This window comes from Pelomonas sp. Root1237 (genome assembly GCF_001425055.1).
GTDB lineage: Bacteria > Pseudomonadota > Gammaproteobacteria > Burkholderiales > Burkholderiaceae_C > Pelomonas.
This window is the reverse complement of record NZ_LMDK01000001.1, coordinates 509312-532287: the sequence shown is the minus strand read 5'-3', so window position 1 is coordinate 532287 and position 22976 is coordinate 509312. Positions and strand designations below refer to the sequence as shown.

Sequence of the window (22976 nt, the reverse complement as noted above, 5' to 3'; positions counted from 1 at the left end):
TCCAAGGATTACCTTGGCCGGTCCCCCGCGGGGACGGCGATGCTTGCCGGTTCGACCGGCAAGCACATCACCATTGCGGGCCGGCTTGGGAGCGGCCCGGCGCTCGTCCCGCGCAACTGAGTAACTGACATGGCCGCCATCCTGCTCGTCTGCACCGCCAACATCTGCCGCTCACCGATGGCCGAGGCCATCTTCAGGGCCAAGCTTGGCGACGTGTTCAAGACCATCGCCTCGGCCGGCGTGCATGCTGACCCGCGCGGCGGCCCGGTGGACGCCCGCGCCGCAGCGGCACTGGGCCGGCACAACTACAGCCTCGACCGCAAATGGCGCTCGCGCCGCGTCGAGCCTGAGCAGCTCGGCCAATACGACCTCGTGCTGGCCATGGAGGCTGAGCATGTCGACGCGCTGCGCACCAAGGCAGCGCCCGAGCACCACGCCAAGATCCTGCTGCTGACCGACTTCGTGCCCGAGCTGGCCGGCCAGGACATCCCCGACCCCTATTTCGGCCCGGTCGCAGGCTTTGACGCCGTCATCGGCATGCTGGAGCGCGCGGCCCAGCGGCTGCTCACCGAGAGCCGCGAAGGCCGCCTGAAACTGAGCTGATCAGGCTGCCTTGCTGGCGAAGTCCGCCACTTCGCGCACGTCCGGCCCGGTGCCGCTGAAGCGGTCCAGCGCCAGGTAGATGACCGGCGTGATGTAGAGCGTCACCGCCTGCGACAGGATCAGGCCACCCACCACGGCCAGGCCCAGCGGCTGGCGCAGCTCGGCCCCCGCGCCCAGGCCGAGCGCAATAGGCAGCGCGCCCATCAGCGCCGCCAGCGTCGTCATCATGATGGGCCGAAAGCGCAGGATCGCGGCCTGGCGGATCGCCTCGGCCGGCTTGAGCCCCTGGCTGCGCTGCACGTCCAGCGCGAAGTCGATCATCATGATCGCGTTCTTCTTGACGATGCCGATCAGCATGACGATGCCGATGGTGGCGATGATGGTCAGCTCCATGCCGAACAGCTGCAGCGTGATCAGCGCGCCCACCGCCGCCGACGGCAGGCCGGCCAGGATGGTCAGCGGGTGGATGTAGCTCTCGTAGAGCACGCCCAGCAGCACGTAGATCACGGCCACTGCCAGCCCGATCAGCAGCAGCTGGCCGCCCTGCGAATCCTGGAACACGGCCGCATCGCCGCCGTAGCTGGTGATGATGCTGGGTGGTAGCTTGATGTCGCGCGTGAAGGCGTCAATCTGCTTGGTGGCGTCGCCCAGCGGCACGTTGGGTGCGAGATTGAAGCTGATCGTGACGGCCTGCAGCTGGCCCTGGTGGTTGACGGCCGTGGGCCCGAGCGTGCGCTGCACGGTGGCAAAGGCCGTCAGCGGCACCTGCGCGCCGTTCTTGCCGCGCAGGTAGATCTTGTCGAAGGCGGCTTCGCTGCTGCGGTCGTCCTCGCCCGCTTCCATGATGACCTGGTAGGTGTTGCTCTCGGCGTAGATGCTGGACACCTGGCGCTCGCCGAAGGCGCCGTACAGCGCATTGCGCAAGTCCTGCATCTGCACGCCCAGGATGGCGGCGCGCTCGCGATCGATGACAAGGCTGGCCTGCAGGCCGCGCATTTGCGAGTCGCTGGTGATGTCGCGAAAGCGCTCATCGCCGCGCAGCTTCTCCTGCAGCCGGGTTGCCCAGGTGTTGAGTTCGCCGGTGGATACCGACTGCAGCGTGTACTGGTAGCGGCTCTTGCTCTGGCGGCCGCCGAGCTGCAGGTTCTGCACCGGGCGCAGATAGACCTGGATGCCGGGCACCGCGCGCAGCTTCTTGCGCAGGCCTTCCAGCACCTTGGGCATGGGCTCGCGGCTATTGCGCGCCTTCAGGTTGATGAACATGCGGCCGGTGTTGGTGGCGCTGCCCGAGGGCCCGCCGCCGACGGCCGAACTCAGGGCGAAAACGTTGGGATCGTTGCGCACGATGGCGGCCACGCGCTCCTGCAGCAGGGTCATCGCGGCGAAGGATGTGTCCTCGGCAGACTCGGTGCTGGCCTGTATCTGGCCGATATCCTCCTCGGGGAAAAAGCCCTTGGGGATGGTCATGTAGAACCACACCGTCGCGATGAAGCTCAGCAGCGCCACGCCCAGCACCCAGTTGCGGTGGCGCAGGGCCAGGTCCAGCGTGCGCGTGTAGGTGTCCAGCGTCCATGTGAAGCCGCGCTCGAACAGGCGCCCCATCGGTCCATCCTCGTGGTGCTCATCGGCCTTCAACAACCGGCTGCACAGCATGGGCACCAGCGTCAACGACACGACGGCCGACACAAGAATGGCCAGGCCGACGACGACGGCGAACTCGTGGAACAGCAGGCCGATGACGCCCGGCATGAAGAAGATCGGAATCAGCACGGCCACCAGCGACACCGAGATCGACAGGATGGTGAAGGCCATCTCGCGCGCGCCGCGCACGGCCGCGTCGAAGGGCTTCATGCCGTCCTCGACGTGGCGGACGATGTTCTCCAGCATGACGATGGCGTCGTCCACCACCAGGCCCACGGCCAGCGTGATGCCGAGCAGCGAGATGTTGTCGAGCGAGTAGCCGAGTGCGAACAGCAGCGTGAGCGCACCGATCAGCGAGATCGGCAGCGAGGCCGTCGGGATCAGCGTGGCCACGGCACGGCGCAGGAAGATGAAGATCACCAGCACGACGAGGCCGACCGTCAGCGCTAGCGTCACGTAGACGTCGTGCAGCGACTCGCGGATGGATACCGATCGGTCGTTCAGCGTGCTCATCTGGATGGACGCCGGCATCTGCGACGCGAAGCGCGGCAGCAGGGCCTTGACCTTGTCCACCACCTGCACGGTGTTGGCGTCGGGCTGGCGCTGGATGGCCAGCACGATGGAGCGCTCGCCCTGGTAGGTGGAGTAGGTCTTGCTGGTTTCGACGCTGTCCTGCACGTCGGCCACGTCGCGCAGCAGCACCGGCGCGCCGTTGCGCGAGGCGACGACGGTGCGGCCGAACTCGGCGGCGTTGCGCAGCTGGCGGTTGGCCTGGATGGTCAGTGTCTGGCGCGAGCCGTCCAGCACGCCGACAGGCGTGTTGGCATTGGCGGCGCGCACCGCCGTCTGCAGCTCGTCCAGCGTGATGTTGCGCTGGTTGAGCAGGTCCGTCTTGACCTTGATGCGCACCGCATAGCGCTTCTGGCCAAAGATGGACACCTGGGCCACGCCGTCGATGGTGGACAGGCCCGGCGACAGCAGGTTCTCGGCGTAGTCGTTCAGCTCGGTCAAGTCGATGGAGGGCGAGGTCAGCGCCACCAGCAGCACCGGCGCATCGGCCGGGTTGACCTTGCGGTAGCTCGGCGGCGAGGTCATCTCGGCCGGCAGCGCGCGCAAAGACCGGAACAGCGCCGCCTGCACGTCCACGGCGGCGGCGTCGATGTTGCGGGAGGGGTCGAACTCCAGCGTCAGCGAGGTGTTGCCCAGCGTGTTGGTCGACGAAATGGTCAACAGGCCGGCGATGGTCGAGAACTGCTTCTCCAGCGGCAGCGCGACGGACGAGGCCATGGTCTCGGGCGATGCGCCCGGCAGCGACGCACCGACGTTGATGATGGGCGTGTTGTAGGACGGCAGCGCCGCGACCGGGATGCGGCTCCAGGCGGCCAGGCCGGCGATGACGAGTGACAGGTTCAGCAGCACGGTCATGACCGGCCGCCGGATGAACAGCTCGGTGAGCCTCATTTGTCAGCGCTCGAAGCGGCAGACGCTGGGGCCGATGCGGCGCCCGCTCCGCCGCTGGCTTGAATGCGCAGTGGCGTGCCCGGCCGCAGGTTCTGCTTGCCTTCCATGACGACCTGGGCCGTCGCGTCCAGGCCCTCCACCACCGCCTGCTCGCCCATGGCCTGGCGCAGCTGCACGGGCACCAGCTTGGCGGTGTTGTCGGGCGCCACGACATAGACCGAGCGCTCGTTGCCGCGCATGATGATGGCGGCCTGCGGCACGACCGTTACGCCCTTGAGCGTGCGCAGCGTGACGCGCACGCGCAGGTACTGTCCCGGCCACAACGCCTGGGCCTTGTTGTCGAACTCGGCCTTGACCTTGATCGTGCCGGTGGCGCTGTCGACGAGGTTGTCCACCGCCGTGACGCGGCCCTTGATGGAGGTTGCGCCGCGCGCCGAGCCCGGCGGCGGCAGGGCCTCGACATCCAGCTCGCCGGCACGCGTGGCGCTCAGCAGCGAGCCGAGCTGGGTTTCAGGCACCGTGAAGCTGATGGCGATGGGGTCCAGCTGCGCGATGTTGACCAGCGGCAGCGCCGTCGCATTGGCCTGCACCAGGCTGCCCGGGTAGACGCTGACGATGCCGACGCGCCCGCTGATGGGCGCGCGCAACTCGTTGTAGCCCAGCGTGACCTGGGTCGCCTGGATCGCGGCCTCGTCACTGCGGATCAACGCCTGGCCGGCATCGAAGTTGGCCTGGGCCGTGTCCACCGCGTTCTGGGCGATGAAGTTCTGCGCCTTCAGTTCCTTGGCGCGGTTGAGCTGGCGCTCCAGGTCGGTGAGGCTGGCGCGGTCGCGGGCCAGCTGGGCGCGCGCCTTCTCCAGCGCGGCGCGGTCACCGCGGTCATCGAAGCGGAACAGCAGGTCACCCTTCCTGACGTTCTGGCCGTCCTTGACGAGGACCTGGGCGACGATGCTGCTCGTCTGCGCACGCAGGTCCACGCTCTGCAGCGCGGTGACGGTGCCGCTGGCCTCCACGGTGATCGGCACGTCGGCCTGCCTGACCTTGACGACACCGACGTTCTGCGCCGGCGGCGCACTCGCCGCCCCCGCCGGGGCCGACGCGCCGCCTGCATCGTCCTTGCGCCCACAGCCCGCCAGAACGGCCAGCACCAGGCCACAAAGAATCACAGGAGAGGTCGCGCGCATGCAAGCCTGCTGAAAGTAATGGGGATTGACTCAGGAAACAGATCAGCTTAACCGGCCTGTTTTGCTCGCAGTTTGCTGGCCACCACCAGCTTGCGCGTTTTTCGCTTTTAGTTCTGCAGCGCGCGCGCCAACCGAGCGCCGACGATCGCGTTGTGCTTCACGAGGGCGATGTTGGTCGTCAGGCTGCGACCACCCGTCAGCGCCTTGATGCGCGCGAGCAGGAAGGGCGTGATGGCTTTGCCGGCGACGCCTTGCGCGTCGGCTTCCGCGAGAGCCTGGGCCGTGATGGCGTCGATCTCCTCGCGCGGCATGGCCTGTGCTGCCGGCACCGGGTTGCTGACGACGACACCGCCGGCCAGGCCCAGCGTCCACTTGGCGCGGATGAAGCGGGCCTGCTCGTCGGCCGAGTCCATGCGGAAGTCCGCCCTGAGACCGCTGTCAGGGGTGAAGAAGGCGGCGAAGTTGTCCTGGCCGACCGACAGCACCGGCACGCCGTGGGTCTCCAGATACTCCAGCGTCAGGCCCAGGTCGAGGATTGACTTGGCGCCCGCACAGACGACGGCCACCGGCGTGCGCGCCAGCTCCTGCAGGTCGGCCGAGATGTCGAAGCTCTCGTGACCGCCGCGGTGCACGCCGCCGATGCCGCCGGTGACAAAGACCTCGATGCCGGCCAGGTGGGCGCAGATCATCGTCGCCGCCACCGTCGTGGCACCGAGGCGCCCGGTGGCGATGGCAAACGGCAGGTCGCGGCGGCTGAGCTTCATGGCGTCGGGCGCTTGGGCCAGCTGCTGCAGTTCGGCGTCGGTCAGGCCGACGCGGATGCGCCCGCCGATGACCGCGATGGTCGCCGGCACGGCACCTTCGATGCGGATGACGTCCTCGACCTCGCGCGCCGTCTGCAGGTTCTGCGGCCACGGCATGCCGTGGGCAATGATGGTGGATTCGAGGGCCACGATCGGCCGGCCCTGCTCATGGGCGGCGGCGACTTCGGGCGAGAGCTGGATCAGTTCGTTCATCTTCTATCGTTCTTCTAGAAAGCGGGGGGTCAGTTCGGGGTGGACGCTGTCCTCGGTCTGCAGCGTCAGTGCAGCGAGGTCCAGGCCCAGGCGGGCGGCGGCGTCGAAGTCGTCGGGCGCGCGCAGCAGCGAGGCACAGACGCCGGCCGAGAGTGCGTCGCCAGCGCCGGTCACGTCCACGACATGCACCTGCGGCGCCGGCCAGTGGCGTGGTGCGCGGCCCGGCGTGCTGAGCAGCAAGCCGTCGGCGCCCTTGGAGACCAGCACGCAGCCGACGCCGCGTGCGTGCAATGCATCGAAGGCCTCGTTCGCGTCTGCCGCGATGGTGGCCAGTTCACCGGCATTCATGACGAGCAGGTGCAGGCCGTCCAGGCGCTCTGGCAGTCTTTCCATCTTGGCTTCGGACACCGCCACGCCCACCAATGGGATGCCGCTGGCGCGCGCCTCGCCGAGCAGCAAGGGCCAGGCGTCGGTGGGCAGGTTGCCGTCGGCCACGACGAGGGCGGCCCCGGCGCGCAAGGCTTTGCTGGCCGCCAGCGCCCAGGGGTTCAGGCTCTCGACGAGCGGCATCGACGCCAGGCCGAGTTCCAGGCTGCCGTCTGGCGCGAGCACCGCGGTGTAGCTGTCGCTGGCGTGGCGGCGCAGCCGGATGACGGCGCGCGTGTCGATGCCGACCTGCGCGGCCTGCTCAAGCAGCATGCGCCCGCCGGCGTCGTCGCCCACCGCGGCAACCAGCGCGACGGGCAGGCCCAGCCGCGCCAGGTTCTCGGCGACGTTGCGCACGACGCCGCCAGGAGTTTCATGTGACTCGCACGGGTTGGACGACCCGTGCAGGGAGTTGGACAGCAGCCTGAGCTTGCGGTCGATATTGAGGCCGCCGATGCAGGCAATGGGGGCGGCGGAGGTGTTCATTGCCCGATTCTAGGAAGTCACCCGCCGCGCGCCCCAGGGGCTTGCGCTAGGCACCATGCCGCCATCGCCGCTGCCAAGGCCAGCACCACCTGCGCGTCGTTGCGCCCGCTGCGGGCCCGGACATGGAAGGCGTGGTCCGCATCATCCTCGAGATGCAGCGTGGCTGGGTCGCCCAGGCCCTGGACAACGCCCCGCAGCAAGGCCAGGTCGGCCAGCTCGTCCCGCGTGCCCTGCAGGAACAGCATCGGTACGGCGACCTGCGCCAAGTGCGCCGCCCGGTCAATGGCCGGTTTGCCAGCCGGGTGCAAGGGAAAGCCGACGAACACCAGCCCACGCACACCCGGCATCGCCTCGGCCGCCTGGGCCTGCGAGGTCATGCGGCCGCCGAAGGATTTGCCGCCCGCGAACAGCGGTGTGTCGGGCAACCGCTGGCGCGCCTCTGCCACCGCAGCGCGAACGGCGGCGTGCGCCACAGCGGGCGAGTCGGGGCGCTTGGAGCCGCGCTCCATGTAGGGGAACTGATAGCGCAGGGTCGCCACCGACGCGTCGAACAGGGCCTGTGACAACGCCGCCATGAAGCTGTGGTGCATGCCGGCACCTGCGCCGTGGGCGAACACATAGGTCGCACGCGGCTGTGGCGGCTGCAGCCACAAGGCCGAGACCGTGGTTTGATCGTCAACGGTCAGCGTGAGGGACTCAGGCGTGCTCATGGTCACCAGCTTAGTGCGCTAGAGTCGCCCGCGGTGCGGCGCCACGCCGCCCACGTCGCTCGGACGGTTCCGGGCGCTCACGTGAACACTGCCAATGACCTCTTCTTCCGCCTCCAGCGGCAAGCGCCGCTTCGCGCGCATCGACCGTCTCCCACCCTACGTCTTCAACATCACCGCCGAGCTCAAGCTGGCGGCTCGCCGACGGGGCGAAGACATCATCGACATGAGCATGGGCAACCCCGACGGGGCCACACCGGCACACATCGTCGCCAAGCTCAACGAAGTCTCGCAACGGCCCGACACCCACGGCTACTCGGCCAGCAAGGGCATCCCGCGCCTGCGCCGCGCGATCTCGCACTGGTATGAGCGCCGCTACGGCGTCACCATCGACCCCGACCACGAAGCCATCGTCACCATTGGCTCCAAGGAGGGTCTGGCCCATCTGATGCTGGCCACACTCGACCGCGGCGACACCGTGCTGGTGCCGGACCCGAGCTACCCCATCCACATCTACGGCGCGGTAATTGCCGGCGCCGACATCCGCGCCATTCCGGTCAGCAGCGAGGTCGACTTCTTCGCCGAGCTGGAGAAGACCATCCGAGGCAGCTATCCCAAGCCCAAGATGATGGTCTTCGGCTTCCCGTCCAACCCGACGGCGCAGTGCGTGGACCTGGCCTTCTTCGAGCGCGTCGTGGCGCTGGCCAAGAAGCACGACATCCTCGTCGTGCATGACCTGGCCTATGCCGACATCGTCTACGACGGCTACGTCGCGCCATCCATCATGCAGGTGCCCGGCGCCAAGGACGTGGCGGTCGAGTTCTTCACGCTCTCCAAGAGCTACAACATGGCCGGCTGGCGGGTCGGCTTCATGGTCGGCAATCCGGATCTCGTCGCGGCGCTGGCGCGCATCAAGAGTTATCACGACTACGGCACCTTCACGCCGCTGCAGGTCGCCGCCATCGCTGCGCTGGAGGGCGACCAGCAGTGCGTCAAGGACATCACCGCCAGCTACCAGCGCCGCCGCGACGTGCTCTACAAGGGCCTCATCGAGGCCGGCTGGGTGGTGGACTGCCCCAAGGCCAGCATGTACATCTGGGCGCCTATTCCCGAGCCCTACCGCGAGCTCGGCTCGCTGGAGTTCGCGAAGCAGTTGCTGGAGAAGGCCAAGGTCTGCGTATCGCCCGGCATCGGCTTCGGCGACCACGGTGACGGCCATGTGCGCTTTGCGCTGATCGAGAACGAGTCGCGCATCCGCCAGGCGGTGCGGGGCATCAAGGCGATGTTCAAGGCCGATGGCCAGCTGAAAACATGAAACCTCAAGCCCTCATCCTCGACCTGGACGGCACCCTTATCGACACGCTGGGCGACTTCGTTGCCGTGCTGGGCCGCGTGCTGGCCGATCTCGGCCTGCCACCGGTCACGTCGGCCTTCGTCGAGCACACCATCGGCCGCGGCAGCGAGCACCTGGTGCGCACGACGCTGGCCGAGGTGGGCGGCGCGCCGGCGCTGTTCGAGCAAGCCTGGCCGCTCTACCAGCAGCACTACGCCGGCCTGAATGGCGAGCATGCAACGGTCTACGCGGGCGTCGTCGAAGGGTTGGAAGCACTGCGAGCGCTGGGCCTGCCGCTGGCCGTGCTGACCAACAAGCCGGGCGCGCCGGCGCGCGAACTGCTCAGGCGCAAGGGGCTGGATGGTTACTTCACCCACGTCTTCGGCGGCGACGACTTCGCGCGCAAGAAGCCCGATCCGCTGCCGTTGCTCAAGACCTGCGAGGCGTTGGGCACGCCGCCCGCGGCCACCTGGATGGTGGGCGACTCACGCAACGACGCCGAGGCCGCGCGCGCGGCCGGCTGCCCGCTGGTGCTGATGACCTACGGCTACAACCATGGCGAGGACATCCGCGCCGTGCCGGCCCTGCAGCATCTGGGCCGGCTCGACGATATCCAGTTCGGCTGACTGAGGCCCATCGTCTGCCTACGGGCCGAGCGCCGGGCCGCTCCCAAGCCGGCCCGATTGCCGATGTGCTCGCGGCTCGATGCCGCGAGCATCGGCGCCCCCTCGGGGGGCCGCTCAAGCTCGCCCGCGTTCAGCGTGGCGAGCTTGGGCGCGGGGCTCCGTTTCAGCGGCGGCGTTCGCGCTTGATGCCGAGCAGGGCTTCTTTCAGCGCATCGTCGGCCGGCTTGTCGCCCAGCCAGATGCGCAGCAGCGCGGTGAAGAACTCGGGCTCCTTGATCGGCTCGCTCAACAGCGACTTGCCGTTGACCAGCAGCGTCGACCCGAGCCCGGGCACATAGTCGACCGTGAAGTTGTCGCCGCTGTTGAGCTGCTTGCGGCTGGCGAAGACTTCGCTCAACTTGAGCACGCCATTGATGGACTTGACGAACTCGTCGCGCGGCGCGTTGGCTTCCATGCCCTTGGTGAAAAGCTTGCCGAGTTCGTTGCCGTCGATCTCGCGCAACATCTGGATATGGATGCGCTTGGGGCCGGGCGCCGCGAGCACCTCGGGCGTCGTGCTGACCTTGTGCGTCAGGTACAGGCCCGCCGTGTAGACCTTGACGACAAACTTGTAGCGCACGCCGGCGCCGTTGAGGACCAGCTTCTGGCCCGCCAGGTCCATGGCCGTCTCGTACTTCACGTTGGCCACCTCGACCGTCTCGGCCCAGGCGCTCCCCCCGCTCAGACTGCCCACGGCCACCAGGGCCGCGACGATGAATGCGCGCATGTCTCGCTCCGTTGCTGTGCCGCGATGGCGGCATCTTCGTGAACCGAAGTATGGCGTGTCAGGCTCAAAGACCCGCTGATACACTGATCCGATCATGTTCATCACGCGGAAGTACATCACGGGGTCGAGCGACCGGGGAGCCTGGCCCTGGCGTCGCTGGTTCACCGCCGACTGATGCTGCTTGGCGCGCCCTGACGCGCTTTTTCTCGCGTTGCCCGTTCTCCATCGGGCTGCACGCCAAGCCCTGAAAACTGTCTTTTCAAGGTTTGACCGTGATCACCGAACTTGAATTCCAGAGCCTCGCTGCCGAGGGCTACAACCGCATCCCGCTGATCAGCGAGGCCTTTGCGGATCTCGAAACCCCGCTGTCCCTGTACCTCAAGCTCTGCGCCGGCTCCGGCCAGGGCCGCAACAGCTTCCTGCTGGAGTCCGTCGTCGGCGGCGAGCGCTTCGGGCGCTACTCCTTCATCGGCCTGCCGGCCCGCACGCTGATCCGCGCAACGGGCCAGCTCTGCGAAGTCGTCACCGACGGCGCCATCGTCGAGACGCACGAAGGCAACCCGCTGGACTTCATCGCCGCCTACCAGGAACGCATCAAGCCCAAGATCCCGACGGGTCTGCCGCGCTTTTGCGGCGGCCTGGCCGGCTACTTCGGCTACGAGGCCGTGCGCGCCATCGAGAAGCGCCTGGACCGCGATCACGCAGGCGAGAGCCTGGGCACGCCGGACATCCTGCTGCTGCTGTCCGAGGAAGTCGCCGTCATCGACAACCTCTCCGGGCGCCTGTACCTCATCGTCTGGGCCGACCCGCGCCAGCCGGAGGCCTATTTCCGCGCCAAGAAGAAGCTGTCGCAGCTGCGCGACAAGCTGACCTACAGCGTCAGCGTGCCCCGTGTGCCGCGCGGTGAAGCCCACCCAGTCACGCGCGGCTTCGCCAAGGCCGACTACCTGGAAGCCGTCGCCAAGGCCAAGGAATACATCGCCGCCGGCGACCTGATGCAGGTGCAGGTGGGCCAGCGTATCTCCAAGCCCTACAAGGCCGAGCCGATCGCGCTGTACCGCGCGCTGCGGGCGCTGAATCCCAGCCCCTATATGTACTTCTACGATCTGGGCGACTTCCAGATCGTCGGCGCCAGCCCCGAGATCCTCGTGCGTGAAGAACATGTCGGCGACGGCAGCCGCAAGGTCACGATCCGCCCGCTGGCCGGCACGCGCCCGCGCGGCGCGACGGTGGAGCGCGACCTGGAACTGGAAGCCGAACTGCAGGCCGACCCCAAGGAGCGCGCCGAGCACCTGATGCTGATCGACCTGGCGCGCAACGACATCGGCCGCATCGCCCGCGTTGGCAGCGTCAAGGTGACGCAGTCCTTTGCCGTGGAGCGTTACTCGCATGTGATGCACATCGTCTCGAACGTCGAGGGTGTGCTGCGACCCGAGGTCGGCCAGCTCGATGTGCTGAAGGCCACCTTCCCTGCCGGCACGCTGACCGGCGCGCCCAAGGTGAGGGCCATGGAGCTGATCGACGAACTGGAGCCCGTGCAACGCGGCATCTACGGCGGCGCCTGCGGTTATCTGAGCTTTGCCGGCGACATGGACCTGGCCATCGCCATCCGCACCGGCATCATCAAGAACGGCATGCTCTATGTGCAGGCGGCGGCCGGCGTCGTCGCAGACTCGGTACCCGAACTGGAGTGGCAAGAGACTGAGGCGAAGGCACGCGCTCTGCTGCGCGCCGCCGAACTCGTCGAGGAGGGATTTTGATGAGCCCCCACGTTCACTTCGTTCACTGCCCCCCAAGGGGGATGGCCTCCCTTGGGGCGGCCCGGCGGGAGTCCAAATGCTGCTGATGATCGACAACTACGACAGCTTCACCTTCAACCTCGTCCAGTACTTCGGTGAACTGGGCGCGGACGTGAAGGTGGTGCGCAACGACGAGATCACCGTGGCCGAGATGGCGGCGCTGGACCCGGCTCATATCGTGTTCTCGCCCGGCCCCTGCACGCCCAACGAAGCCGGCGTCTGCGTGGAAGCCATCCAGCATTTCATCGGCAAGAAGCCGCTGCTGGGCGTGTGCCTGGGCCACCAGTCCATGGGCCAGGCCCTGGGCGGCAAGATCATCCGGGCCCAGCGCCAGATGCACGGCAAGGCCAGCACGATCACGACCGATGGCCGCGGTGTCTACACCGGCCTGCCCAAGGATTTCTCGGTGATCCGCTACCACTCCCTCGTCATCGAGGAAGCGAGCTGCCCGGCGGTGCTGGAGATCACCTCGCGCAGCGAGGATGGCGAGATCATGGGCGTGCGCCACCGCGAACTGGCCGGCACGGCCACGCCGTGCGAGGGCGTGCAGTTCCACCCCGAGTCCATCCTCAGCGAGCATGGGCACGCGATGCTGCGCAACTTCCTGGAGTTGAAGGCATGAGCCCCGCACGGCCGCCCGAAGGGGCTCATTCCCGCGTGGCGGGACAGCGCGAAGCGCGAAGGGTGCACCAATGACCGACTACGCGCCCGGATCGGGCGCAGCCGCCACCGGCAAGGTCGTGGATCTGCGCAGCGACACAGTCACCAAGCCGACTCCCGCCATGCTCGCAGCGATCGCAGCGGCACAAGTTGGCGACGACGTCTTCGGCGACGACCCCACCGTCAACGCGCTGCAGGAGCGCGTCGCCGCCCTGCTCGGCAAGGAGGCCGCTCTCTTCATGCCAAGCGGCACGCAGAGCAACCTCTGCGCCCTGCTGGCCCATTGCGGCCGTGGCGACGAGTACATCGTCGGCCAGCTCGCCCACACCTACCGCTACGAAGGCGGCGGCGCGGCGGTGCTGGGCAGCATCCAGCCCCAGCCCCTGACCAACCAGCCCGACGGCACGATCAGGCTCGAAGACATCGCCGCCGCCATCAAGCCCGACGACCCGCACTTCGCACGCACGCGGCTGCTGGCGCTGGAGAACACCTGGAGCGGCAATGTGCTGTCCACGCAGTACACCAACGCGGCCTGCGAACTGGCTCATGCGCGTGGCCTGGCCACGCATCTCGACGGCGCCCGCCTCTTCAACGCGGCGGTTGCCTCGGGCCGCAGCGTGGCCGACCTGGCCCGCCCTTTCGACTCGGTCTCCCTCTGCTTCAGCAAGGGCCTGGGCGCGCCCATCGGCTCGATGCTGGTGGGCTCGCGCGAGCTGATCGACCGCGCCCACCGTGTGCGCAAGATGGTCGGCGGCGGCCTGCGCCAGGTCGGCCTGCTGGCGGCCGCAGCCGACCATGCGCTGACCCATCACGTCGACCGCCTCGCCGACGACCACGCGCTGGCCAAGCGCCTGGCCGAGGGCCTGGCCGCGCTGCCGGGTGTCACGGTCACGCCACCGCAGACGAATATCGTCTTTGCCCAGATTAGCGACGGCCGCACGCCGGCCCTGCTGGAGCACCTGAAGTCACGCGGCGTGCTGGCCACCGGCCTCATCGGTCTGCGCTTTGTGACCCATCTCGATGTCGACACCCCCGGCGTCGATCACGCCATTGCCGCCGCACGCGAGTTCCTGGAGCGCTGAGCCATGCCCATCACCGACACTGAAGCCCTGACCCGCGTCATCGAGCACCGCGAGATCTTTCACGACGAGATGCTGACGCTGATGCGCCGCATCATGGCCGGCGAGATGTCGCCCGTCATCTCGGCGGCGCTGCTGACCGGCCTGCGCGTGAAGAAGGAAACCATCGGCGAAATCACGGCCGCCGCGCAGGTCATGCGCGAGTTGTCCAACAAGGTGCCCTTGCATGAAATTGGGCCGCTGCCGCATCTCGTCGACGTCGTCGGCACCGGTGGCGATGGCGCACACAGCTTCAACATCTCCACCTGCTCGATGTTCGTCGCGGCGGCAGCGGGTGCGCAGGTGGCCAAGCATGGCAACCGCAGCGTCAGCAGCAAGACCGGCAGCGCCGACGTGCTGGAGGCCCTGGGCGCCAACATCCAGCTCTCGCCACGCGCCGTGGCCGCGTGCCTGGACGAGTGCGGCATCGGCTTCATGTTCGCGCCCAATCACCACCCGGCGATGAAGAACATCGCGCCAGTGCGCCGCGAGCTCGGCGTGCGCACCATCTTCAACATCCTGGGACCGCTGACCAACCCGGCCGGCGCGCCCAACATCCTGATGGGCGTCTTCCACCCTGACCTCGTCGGCATCCAGGTGCGCGTGCTGCAGCGCCTGGGCGCCGAGCACGCGCTCGTCGTCTACGGCAAGGACGGCATGGACGAGATCTCGCTGGGCGCCACCACCCTGGTTGGCGAGCTGAAGGACGGCGCTGTGCGCGAGTACGAGATCCATCCCGAGGACTTCGGCATGGCCATGGCCAGCAACCGCAGTCTCAAGGTCGACAACCCGGAACAGTCGCGCGAGATGCTGGTCGGTGTGCTCGACGGCAAGCCCGGCCCAGCGCGCGACATCGTGCTGCTGAACGCCGGCGCGACGCTATACGCCGCCAACGTGGCGCCGACGCTGGCAGACGGCATCGGCCGCGCCCGCGCGGCGCTGGACAGTGGCGCGGCGCGTGCCAAGCTGGATGCCTTCGTCAAGCAGACCCAGGGTCTGGGGAGCAAGACGTGAGCAGCGATATCCTGAATCGCATCGTCGAGGTCAAGTGGGAAGAGATCGCGGCGGCCAAGCTCAAGCGCTCGCTGGCCTCACAGCGTGAGGAGGCAGAGGCCCGCAAAGGTGAGCGCCTGGGCTTCGAACGGTCGCTGCGCGCCACCATCGCGGCCGGCCGCGCGGCCGTCATTGCCGAGATCAAGAAGGCCAGCCCCAGCAAGGGCGTGCTTCGCGAGAACTTCAAGCCGGGGGAGATCGCCGAGAGCTATGCCCGCAACGGCGCGGCCTGCCTGAGTGTGCTGACCGACGAGCGCTTCTTCCAGGGCTCGGCCACCTATCTGCGCGAAGCCCGCACCGCCTGCGAGCTGCCGGTGCTGCGCAAGGACTTTATGGTGGACGAGTACCAGGTCATGGAAGCCGGTGCGATGGGCGCCGACTGCATCCTGCTGATCGCCGCCTGCCTGGCTGACTCGCAGATGGCCGACCTCGAGGCGGCGGCCCATGCCCTCGGGCTGGACGTTCTCGTTGAAGTCCATGACGGCGAGGAGCTCGACCGCGCCCTCCAGCTGAAGACGCCGCTGGTCGGCATCAACAACCGCAATCTGCGCACCTTCGACGTGACGCTGGACACGACGCTGGCCCTGCTCCCGCGCGTGCCGGCCGACAAGCTGCTGGTGACCGAATCCGGCATCCTCGGCGCGGCGGACGTGAAGCGCATGCGCGAGGCGAACGTCAACGCCTTCCTCGTCGGCGAGGCCTTCATGCGCGCGCCCGACCCGGGCCAGGCGCTGGCGACCCTGTTCGGATGAAGCTGCCGCTGCAACTCCCCGACACCGACTGGCGCCCCGTCGTCGAAGCTTGGGCCGCCTCGCCCGTTGGCCAGAAACTAGAAGCCTTCCTGGAAGAGCGCGCCGCCGCCGGCGCCACCATCTACCCGCCCGAGCCGCTGCGCGCGCTGACGCTGACGCCGCTGGCCAGCACCCGCGTCGTCATCCTCGGCCAGGACCCGTATCACGGCCCCGGCCAGGCGGAAGGTCTGAGCTTCAGCGTGCCGCCCGGTGTGCCGCTGCCGCCCAGCCTGCGCAATATCTTCAAGGAGATCCAGCGCGACCTTGGCAAGCCCTTCCCGCCCAACGGCAGCCTGGTGCGCTGGGCCGAAGGCGGCACGCTGCTGCTGAACGCCGTGCTGACGGTGGAAGACGGCCAGCCCGCCAGTCACGCCAACCGTGGCTGGGAGGTGCTGACCGACGCCCTCATCAAGGCGGCAGCCGTCGACCCGGCTCCCAAGGTCTTCATGCTCTGGGGCAGCTACGCCCAGGCCAAAGCACCGCTGATCGAGGCGGCCCGCCAGGACCACCTGGTGCTGAAGGCCAACCACCCCTCGCCGCTGTCGGCGCTGAAGCCGCCGCGGCCCTTCATCGGCTGCGGCCATTTCTCGACGGCCAAAACCTGGCTGGAGGAACGCGGGCGGGGTGCGCCGCGCAAGAGCTGACCGGTTTTCAAGCCGCGGATTGTTCCGCTGGCAGCAACTCGCCGTTCTCTCTGCCCCGCTTTTTCTCGCGGCGCGCAATTCCTACAGTGACAACCTATCGGCATACCCCGCTCGGCGGTGGCCGACCAGGAGAGTCACCATGAACAACACCCGATCCATTTCCACGCTGATCACCGCCGCGACGGCTGTCGCAGCGTTGGCGGCGGGCATGTTGCTGGCTATCAGCGCCCCAGCTCCGTCGGCCGAAGACTTCGGTCCGGCGGCCGTGGTCGCCAGCAGCGCGGCCGACGAGGCTTGAGCCCTCAGCTCGTCGTACAGCGCAGCTTCAGCCCGCCCATCGCCTCGCGGCCGATCAGCTCGACGACCCAGTCGACGAACACCCGCAGCTTGCTGCTGAGATGGCGGTTGGGCGGGTAGACGACATAGACCGGCACCGGGTCGGCGTCCCATTCCTCCAGCACCCGCACCAGTTCGCCGCTTTTGAGCAGCGGGCCGGCCATGAAGCAGGTCACCTGCACGACGCCCAGGTGGGCCAGGCCGGCATTCAGATAGGCATTCGCATCGTTCACCGCCAGGATGTGGTTGCCCGCCACCTCTATTTCTTCCTCGCCGCGGCGGAAGGTGTCTGGCATGACCTTGCCGCTGCGTGCCGAGAAATAACCCACCATGCGATGTGGCGCCTGCGTCAGCTCCAGCGGATGGGCCGGCGCGCCATGGCGGCGCAGGTATTCGGGCGTCGCGCAGGTGATGAAGCGGAATTCGCCGATGCGCCGCGCGACCAGGCTCTGGTCGGTCAACTCGCCACCACGGATCACGCAGTCGATGTTGTCGCTGATCAGGTCCACCGTGCGATCGCTGACGCCAAGCTCGATCTGGATGTCGGGGTACTTGGCGTAGAAATCCGGCAGGTGCGGAATGATCATTTCGCGCCCCACCACGCCGGGAACGTCGATGCGGATGCGGCCACGCGGCGTCACCCGGGCCTGGTTCATGCTGCCTTCCAGCTCCTCCAGGTCGCCCAGCAGGCGCATGGCGCGCTCGTAGTAGGCCGCGCCATCCGGCGTCACTGTCACGCGCCGCGTGGTGCGATTCAGCAGCTTGGTGCGCAGATGGCCTTCCAGCGTCTGGATCAGGCGCGTGACGGTGGCCTTGGGCAGGTCCAGGGAATCGGCCGCCTTGGTGAAGGTGCCGGCCTCGACCACCCGGACATAGGCTTGCATCGCGGAGAGTCGGTCCATGACTTCATTGTTCCACGGCAAGGAAAAGTGAGTCACTTTCAAGGCCGTTTATCCCTAGGCCGTTGATCACTATCTTTCGGTCCATGGACAAGATCGCCTCCCCTGCCACTTTGCGCCTCGGCCCTGCGCCGGGCCTCGTGGCCCAGGTCTACACGGCGCGCCGGCCGCTGGACGTCGACGGGCGCGCGCTGCTGCTCTGGCTGCACGGCGGCTGCTTCACGGACGGCTCACTCCAGGCCAGCCGGGCGCGCAGCGAGATGCTCGCCGACGCGGGCGCTGATGTCGTCTCGCTGGACTATCCGCTGGCGCCTGAGCACCCTTTCCCCAGCGGCCTGAGCGCCGCCTTCGAGGCCCTGCAGGCCCTCGCCGCCAAGCCGGCCAGGCTGACCGGCAGCCCGCACACCGCCCTGTTCGTTGCCGGCGAGGAAGCGGGCGGCAACCTCGCCGCGGCGCTCGCGCTGATGGCGCGCGACCAGCACGCACCCAAGCTCGCTGGCCAGTTGCTGATTGCGCCCATGCTGGACCCGCAACTCGGCAGCGCCTCCATGCGTGACGGCGAATGCGGCGGCTGTGAATGCCACTACGCCAAGGGCTGGCAGGCCTATCTGGGCGGCAGCACGCGCGCCGACCACCCCTATGCCGCGCCGCTGAACGCCAGCCGGCTGAGCGGCCTGGCGCCCGCGCTGATCCTCAGCGCCGCGGGCCACCCGCTGAGCGACGAGTCGCGCCGCTATGCCGTTGCACTGCGGGAGCAAGGCGGCACCGCCAAGGAGATGACGCTGCCCGCCATCGCGCCGGGCTATGCGCTGAATCCCATCCACGAATTCCTGCGTGAAGCGGCCCGCCGCGCGCTGTCCCTTCCCGCCTGATTCCTGCCTGATTGACCTTCGGAGAGAAATAGAAATGCAGTCCAACCCTCGTCTCAATCGTCGTGCCGGCCTGATCGCTGGCGCTGTCGCTCTCGTCGCCCTGGGCGCCGTGGGCTTCGCCCAGTTCGGCTCGGGCGCAGCCCAGGCCGACGCCGGCCCCACCACGCCGCCCGCCACACCGGTGTCCGTCGCCCAGGTTGTCAGCCAGGATGTATCGGCCTGGAACGAGTTCTCGGGCCGCCTGGAAGCCGTCGAGCGCGTCGATGTGCGGGCCCGTGTGTCGGGCGCCGTGCAGGCCGTGCATTTCCGCGAGGGCAGCCTCGTGAAGGCGGGCGACCTGCTCGTCACCATAGACCCCGCGCCCTACCAGGCCGAGGTGCAGCGCCTGGAAGCACAGGTGGCCGCCGCCCAGGCCCGCGTCACGTACACGCTCAGCGAGGCCCAACGCGCCAAGTCCCTGCTGGAGGAGCGCGCCGTGGCGCGCCGCGAGTTCGACGAGAAGGACAACGCCGCCCGTGAAGGTGCGGCCAACCTGCGCGCCGCTCAGGCCGCGCTGCAATCGGCGCAGCTGTCCTTGAGCTACACCCAGGTGCGTGCACCGGTGGCGGGCCGCGTTGGCAGGATCGAAGTGACGCAGGGCAACCTCGTCGCCGCGGGTGCCGGTGCGCCGGTGCTGACGACGCTGGTGTCGGTCAGCCCGATCTACGCCAGCTTCGATGCCGACGAAAAGGTGGTGCGCGAGGCGCTCGCCTCGCTGCCCGGCGGCGGCGCCGAGCGCAAAGGCATGGAGCGCATTCCCGTGGAGATGCTGGCGGGCAGCGACAAGAGCCAGACCGGCCGCCTGCAACTCGTCGACAACCAGGTGGATGCCAGGAGCGGCACGTTGCGCGTACGCGCCGTCTTCGACAACAAGGACGGCGGCCTGATCCCCGGCCAGTTTGCCAAGCTGCGCATGGGCCAGGCGAAGAACGAGGCGGCCCTGCTCGTCAATGAGCGCGCCGTCGGCACCGACCAGGACAAGCGTTATGTCATCGTCGTCGGCCAGGGCAACCAGGCCGAATGGCGCGGTGTGACGCTGGGCGCCAACGTCAACGGCCTGCGTGTCGTGACCAGCGGCCTCAAGGGCGGCGAGCGCATCGTCGTCGGCGGCGTGCAGCGCGTGAGGCCGGGGTCGGTGCTCGCACCCAAGGACGTCGCCATGGACGCCAAACCCGAACTGGCTGCCCAGCAAGCTGCCGCAAAGATCTCCTGACCTAGCCCCCCATCCCACCGCAAGCCCCGTGCAGCGGGCCGGTTCAGCCGGCCCGCGGGGGGCGTGCTGTCTGGAGCCAACATGAATCTCTCCAAATTCTTCATCGACCGCCCCATTTTTGCGGGCGTGCTGTCGCTGCTGATCTTCATCGGCGGCCTGCTGTCGATCCGCGCGCTGCCGATCTCGGAATACCCCGACGTCGTGCCGCCCTCGGTCGTCGTGCGCGCCCAATACCCCGGCGCCAACCCCAAGGTCATCGCCGAGACGGTGGCCACGCCGCTCGAGGAAGCCATCAACGGCATCGAGGACATGCTCTACATGAGCAGCCAGGCGACGACTGACGGCCTGATGACGCTGACCGTCAGCTTCAAGCTCGGCACCGACCCCGACAAGGCCCAGCAGCTGGTGCAGAACCGCGTCAGCCAGGCCGAGGCGCGCCTGCCCGAGGAGGTCAAGCGCCTGGGCGTGACGACGGTCAAGAGCAGCCCCGACCTGACCATGGTCGTGCACCTGACCTCGCCCAACGAGCGCTACGACATGACCTATCTGCGCAACTACGCGCTGCTCAACGTCAAGGACCGCCTCGCGCGCATCCCCGGCGTGGGCCAGGTGCTGATGTTCGGCTCGGGCGACTACGCGATGCGCGTCTGGCTGGACCCGCAGAAGGTCGCCGAGCATGGCCTGTCGGCCAGTGACGTGGTTACCGCCATCCGCGGCCAGAACGTGCAGGCCGCCGCCGGCGTCGTTGGCGCTTCACCGGGCCTGCAAGGCATCGACCTGCAGTTGTCCGTCAACGCGCAGGGCCGGCTGCAGACCGCTGAGGAATTCGGCGACATCATCGTCAAGAGTGGCGCCAATGGGGCCGTGACGCGGCTGCGCGACCTCGGCCGCATCGAGCTCGGCGCCAGCGAATACGCGCTGCGCTCGCTGCTGGACAACAAGTCCGCCGTCGCCGTGCCCATCTTCCAGGCTCCGGGCGGCAATGCGCTGGACATCTCGGCCAATGTGCGCGCCGCGATGGAAGACCTGAAGACGGCCATGCCCGAAGGCGTGGAATACACCATCGTCTACGACCCGACGCAGTTCGTGCGCGCGTCCATCGAGTCGGTCATCCACACGCTGCTCGAAGCCGTGGCACTGGTGGTGCTGGTCGTCATCCTGTTCCTGCAGACCTGGCGCGCCTCCATCATCCCGCTGCTGGCCGTGCCGGTGTCCATCATCGGCACCTTCGCCGTCATGCACGGCTTCGGCTTCTCGATCAATGCGCTGAGCCTCTTTGGGCTGGTGCTGGCCATCGGCATCGTCGTCGACGACGCCATCGTGGTGGTCGAGAACGTGGAGCGCAATATCGCCTCGGGCCTGTCGCCCCGCGACGCCACCTACCGCGCCATGCGTGAGGTGTCGGGCCCCATCATCGCCATCGCGCTGACGCTGATCTCGGTGTTCGTGCCGCTGGCCTTCATCAGCGGCCTGACCGGCCAGTTCTACAAGCAGTTCGCGCTGACCATCGCCATCTCGACGGTGATCTCGGCGATCAACTCGCTGACCCTGTCGCCGGCCCTGGCCGCCTTGCTGCTGAAGAGCCACGACGCGCCCAAGGACGCACTGACCCGCGGCATGGACGCCGTGCTGGGCCGTTTCTTCGGCGGCTTCAACCGGCTGTTCTCGAGCGGCTCCGCCAAGTACGGCAGTGGCGTGAAGACGCTGATGTCGCGCAAGGCCTTCATGATGGTCGTCTACCTCGTGCTCGTTGCAGCCACGGCCGGCCTGTTCAAGGCCGTGCCCGGTGGCTTCGTGCCGGGCCAGGACAAGCAGTACCTGATCGGCTTCGCCCAGCTGCCCGACGGCGCGACGCTGGACCGCACCGAGGACGTCATCCGCCGCATGACCGACATCACGCTGAAGACGCCGGGTGTGGAGCACGCGGTAGCCTTCCCCGGCCTGTCGATCAACGGCTTCACCAACAGCTCCAGCTCGGGCATCGTGTTTGCAACGCTCAAGCCCTTTGACGAGCGCAAGAGCAAGGATCTGTCCGCGGGCGCCATCGCCGGCAAGCTGAACGCGCAATACGGCGCCATCGAGGATGCCTTCATCGTCATGTTCCCGCCGCCGCCCGTGCAGGGCCTGGGCACGACGGGTGGTTTCAAGCTGCAGCTGCAGGATCGCGGCGGCCTCGGCTACGAGGCCATGGACCAGGCGCTGAAGGGCTTCATGGCCAAGGCCTACAAGACGCCCGAGCTTGCCGGCCTGTTCTCGAGCTACCAGGTCAATGTGCCGCAGCTGTTCGCCGACCTCGACCGTACCAAGGCGCGCCAGCTCGGCGTGGCCGTGACGGACGTGTTCGACACCATGCAGATCTACCTCGGCAGCCTGTATGTGAACGACTTCAACAAGTTCGGCCGCACCTACTCGGTCCGCGTGCAGGCGGACGCCGCCTACCGCGCCCGTGCCGAGGACATCGGCGCGCTGAAGGTGCGCTCCAACACCGGCGAGATGGTGCCGCTGGCCGCGCTGATGAAGGTCACGCCCAGTTTCGGGCCGGAGCGCGCGCTGCGCTACAACGGCTTCCTGGCCGCCGACATCAATGGCGGCGCCGCACCCGGCTTCTCGTCGGGCCAGGCCCAGGCCGCGGTAGAACGCATCGCCGCCGAGACCCTGCCCCCGGGCATCGGCTACGAGTGGACCGACCTGACCTACCAGGAAAAGATTGCCGGCAACTCGGGTGCGTGGGTCTTCCCGCTGGCCATCCTGCTGGTGTTCCTGGTGCTGGCCGCGCAGTACGAAAGCCTGACGCTGCCCATCGCCATCCTGCTCATCGTGCCCATGGGCCTGTTGGCGGCGATGACGGGCGTGTACCTCAGCCATGGCGACAACAACGTGTTCACGCAGATCGGCCTCATCGTGCTGGTGGGCCTGAGTGCGAAGAACGCCATCCTGATCGTCGAGTTCGCCCGTGAGCTGGAGTTCGCCGGCAGAACGCCGATGCAGGCCGCGCTGGAGGCGGCGCGGCTCAGACTGCGTCCCATCCTGATGACGTCAATGGCCTTCGTCATGGGCGTGCTGCCCCTGGTGCTGTCCACCGGCGCCGGCGCCGAGATGCGCCAGGCCATGGGCATCGCGGTGTTCGCCGGAATGATCGGCGTGACGCTGTTCGGCCTGTTCCTGACGCCGCTGTTCTACGTCATCGTGCGCCGTGTCACCGGCAATGCACCGCTGCGCCACCACGGTGGCCAGGTCGCCGCTCCTGCCGCACCCACGCAGCCCGTCATCGACGCCCTGCCGCAACGAGGAAAGTGATCAACA

The 22976-nt window shown here is 68.0% G+C and carries 20 protein-coding genes; 13 read left to right on the top strand and 7 right to left on the bottom strand.

What is annotated here, in order from left to right; all coding sequences use genetic code 11:
* Positions 1–129: 129 nt before the first annotated feature.
* Positions 130–603: a low molecular weight protein-tyrosine-phosphatase gene (locus tag ASC91_RS02435; protein ID WP_056191718.1), complete on the top strand. Its 474-nt coding sequence runs from the start codon at positions 130–132 to the stop codon at positions 601–603.
* Here ASC91_RS02435 and ASC91_RS02430 read toward each other — a convergent pair whose 3' ends face one another.
* From ASC91_RS02430 to ASC91_RS02410, 5 genes are all read right to left on the bottom strand, one after another.
* The gene (locus tag ASC91_RS02430) at positions 604–3705 is read right to left on the bottom strand and encodes an efflux RND transporter permease subunit (protein ID WP_056191716.1); all 3102 of its coding nucleotides are present in this window, start codon (positions 3703–3705) and stop codon (positions 604–606) included.
* The gene (locus ASC91_RS02425; protein WP_082532353.1) at positions 3702–4889 is read right to left on the bottom strand and encodes an efflux RND transporter periplasmic adaptor subunit; all 1188 of its coding nucleotides are present in this window, start codon (positions 4887–4889) and stop codon (positions 3702–3704) included. Before ASC91_RS02425 ends, ASC91_RS02430 begins: the two co-directional genes overlap by 4 nt.
* A 107-nt stretch (positions 4890–4996) precedes the next feature.
* Positions 4997–5905: a pseudouridine-5'-phosphate glycosidase gene (locus ASC91_RS02420; protein ID WP_056191712.1), complete on the bottom strand. Its 909-nt coding sequence runs from the start codon at positions 5903–5905 to the stop codon at positions 4997–4999.
* Between the two features lie 3 nt (positions 5906–5908).
* On the bottom strand, positions 5909–6817 hold the full coding sequence (locus ASC91_RS02415; protein ID WP_056191710.1) for a carbohydrate kinase family protein: 909 nt from the start codon (positions 6815–6817) through the stop codon (positions 5909–5911).
* Between the two features lie 17 nt (positions 6818–6834).
* The gene (locus ASC91_RS02410) at positions 6835–7527 is read right to left on the bottom strand and encodes an alpha/beta family hydrolase (protein ID WP_056191708.1); all 693 of its coding nucleotides are present in this window, start codon (positions 7525–7527) and stop codon (positions 6835–6837) included.
* Positions 7528–7621: 94 nt separating this feature from the next.
* On the opposite strand from ASC91_RS02410, the gene alaC reads away from it, so the two are divergent.
* A complete protein-coding gene (gene alaC / locus ASC91_RS02405) occupies positions 7622–8839 on the top strand; it encodes an alanine transaminase (RefSeq protein WP_056191706.1) in 1218 nt (405 codons plus the stop codon).
* The gene (gph, locus tag ASC91_RS02400) at positions 8836–9483 is read left to right on the top strand and encodes a phosphoglycolate phosphatase (protein ID WP_056191705.1); all 648 of its coding nucleotides are present in this window, start codon (positions 8836–8838) and stop codon (positions 9481–9483) included. The genes alaC and gph overlap by 4 nt, the downstream gene beginning before the upstream one ends.
* Positions 9484–9646: 163 nt before the next feature.
* On the opposite strand, the gene ASC91_RS02395 is transcribed toward gph, so the two are convergent.
* Positions 9647–10249 (bottom strand): chalcone isomerase family protein, encoded by a 603-nt coding sequence (locus ASC91_RS02395; protein WP_056191702.1) that lies wholly within the window; start codon positions 10247–10249, stop codon positions 9647–9649.
* Between the two features lie 272 nt (positions 10250–10521).
* On the opposite strand from ASC91_RS02395, the gene trpE reads away from it, so the two are divergent.
* From trpE to ASC91_RS29165, 7 genes are all read left to right on the top strand, one after another.
* On the top strand, positions 10522–12009 hold the full coding sequence (gene trpE / locus ASC91_RS02390) for an anthranilate synthase component I (protein WP_056192603.1): 1488 nt from the start codon (positions 10522–10524) through the stop codon (positions 12007–12009).
* A gap of 76 nt (positions 12010–12085) precedes the next feature.
* A complete protein-coding gene (locus ASC91_RS02385) occupies positions 12086–12670 on the top strand; it encodes an aminodeoxychorismate/anthranilate synthase component II (protein WP_056191700.1) in 585 nt (194 codons plus the stop codon).
* 70 nt (positions 12671–12740) lie between these two features.
* Positions 12741–13790 (top strand): low-specificity L-threonine aldolase, encoded by a 1050-nt coding sequence (ltaE, locus tag ASC91_RS02380; RefSeq protein ID WP_056191698.1) that lies wholly within the window; start codon positions 12741–12743, stop codon positions 13788–13790.
* Between the two features lie 3 nt (positions 13791–13793).
* Positions 13794–14840: an anthranilate phosphoribosyltransferase gene (gene trpD, locus ASC91_RS02375; RefSeq protein ID WP_056191696.1), complete on the top strand. Its 1047-nt coding sequence runs from the start codon at positions 13794–13796 to the stop codon at positions 14838–14840.
* A complete protein-coding gene (trpC, locus tag ASC91_RS02370; protein WP_056191694.1) occupies positions 14837–15631 on the top strand; it encodes an indole-3-glycerol phosphate synthase TrpC in 795 nt (264 codons plus the stop codon). Before trpD ends, trpC begins: the two co-directional genes overlap by 4 nt.
* The gene (locus ASC91_RS02365; protein ID WP_056191692.1) at positions 15628–16314 is read left to right on the top strand and encodes a uracil-DNA glycosylase; all 687 of its coding nucleotides are present in this window, start codon (positions 15628–15630) and stop codon (positions 16312–16314) included. The genes trpC and ASC91_RS02365 overlap by 4 nt, the downstream gene beginning before the upstream one ends.
* Before the next feature lie 139 nt (positions 16315–16453).
* Positions 16454–16612, top strand: a complete 159-nt coding sequence (locus ASC91_RS29165; RefSeq protein ID WP_157256194.1) for a hypothetical protein — start codon at positions 16454–16456, stop codon at positions 16610–16612.
* A gap of 4 nt (positions 16613–16616) precedes the next feature.
* On the opposite strand, the gene ASC91_RS02355 is transcribed toward ASC91_RS29165, so the two are convergent.
* Positions 16617–17552 carry a LysR family transcriptional regulator gene (locus ASC91_RS02355; protein WP_056191688.1) on the bottom strand — a complete coding sequence of 312 codons (936 nt, stop codon included), beginning with the start codon at positions 17550–17552 and terminating at the stop codon, positions 16617–16619.
* A gap of 83 nt (positions 17553–17635) precedes the next feature.
* On the opposite strand from ASC91_RS02355, the gene ASC91_RS02350 reads away from it, so the two are divergent.
* From ASC91_RS02350 to ASC91_RS02340, 3 genes are all read left to right on the top strand, one after another.
* Positions 17636–18421 (top strand): alpha/beta hydrolase fold domain-containing protein, encoded by a 786-nt coding sequence (locus tag ASC91_RS02350; protein ID WP_056191686.1) that lies wholly within the window; start codon positions 17636–17638, stop codon positions 18419–18421.
* 34 nt (positions 18422–18455) lie between these two features.
* The gene (locus tag ASC91_RS02345; RefSeq protein WP_056191684.1) at positions 18456–19673 is read left to right on the top strand and encodes an efflux RND transporter periplasmic adaptor subunit; all 1218 of its coding nucleotides are present in this window, start codon (positions 18456–18458) and stop codon (positions 19671–19673) included.
* Positions 19674–19754: 81 nt separating this feature from the next.
* The gene (locus ASC91_RS02340) at positions 19755–22970 is read left to right on the top strand and encodes an efflux RND transporter permease subunit (protein WP_056191683.1); all 3216 of its coding nucleotides are present in this window, start codon (positions 19755–19757) and stop codon (positions 22968–22970) included.
* Positions 22971–22976 lie beyond the last annotated feature (6 nt).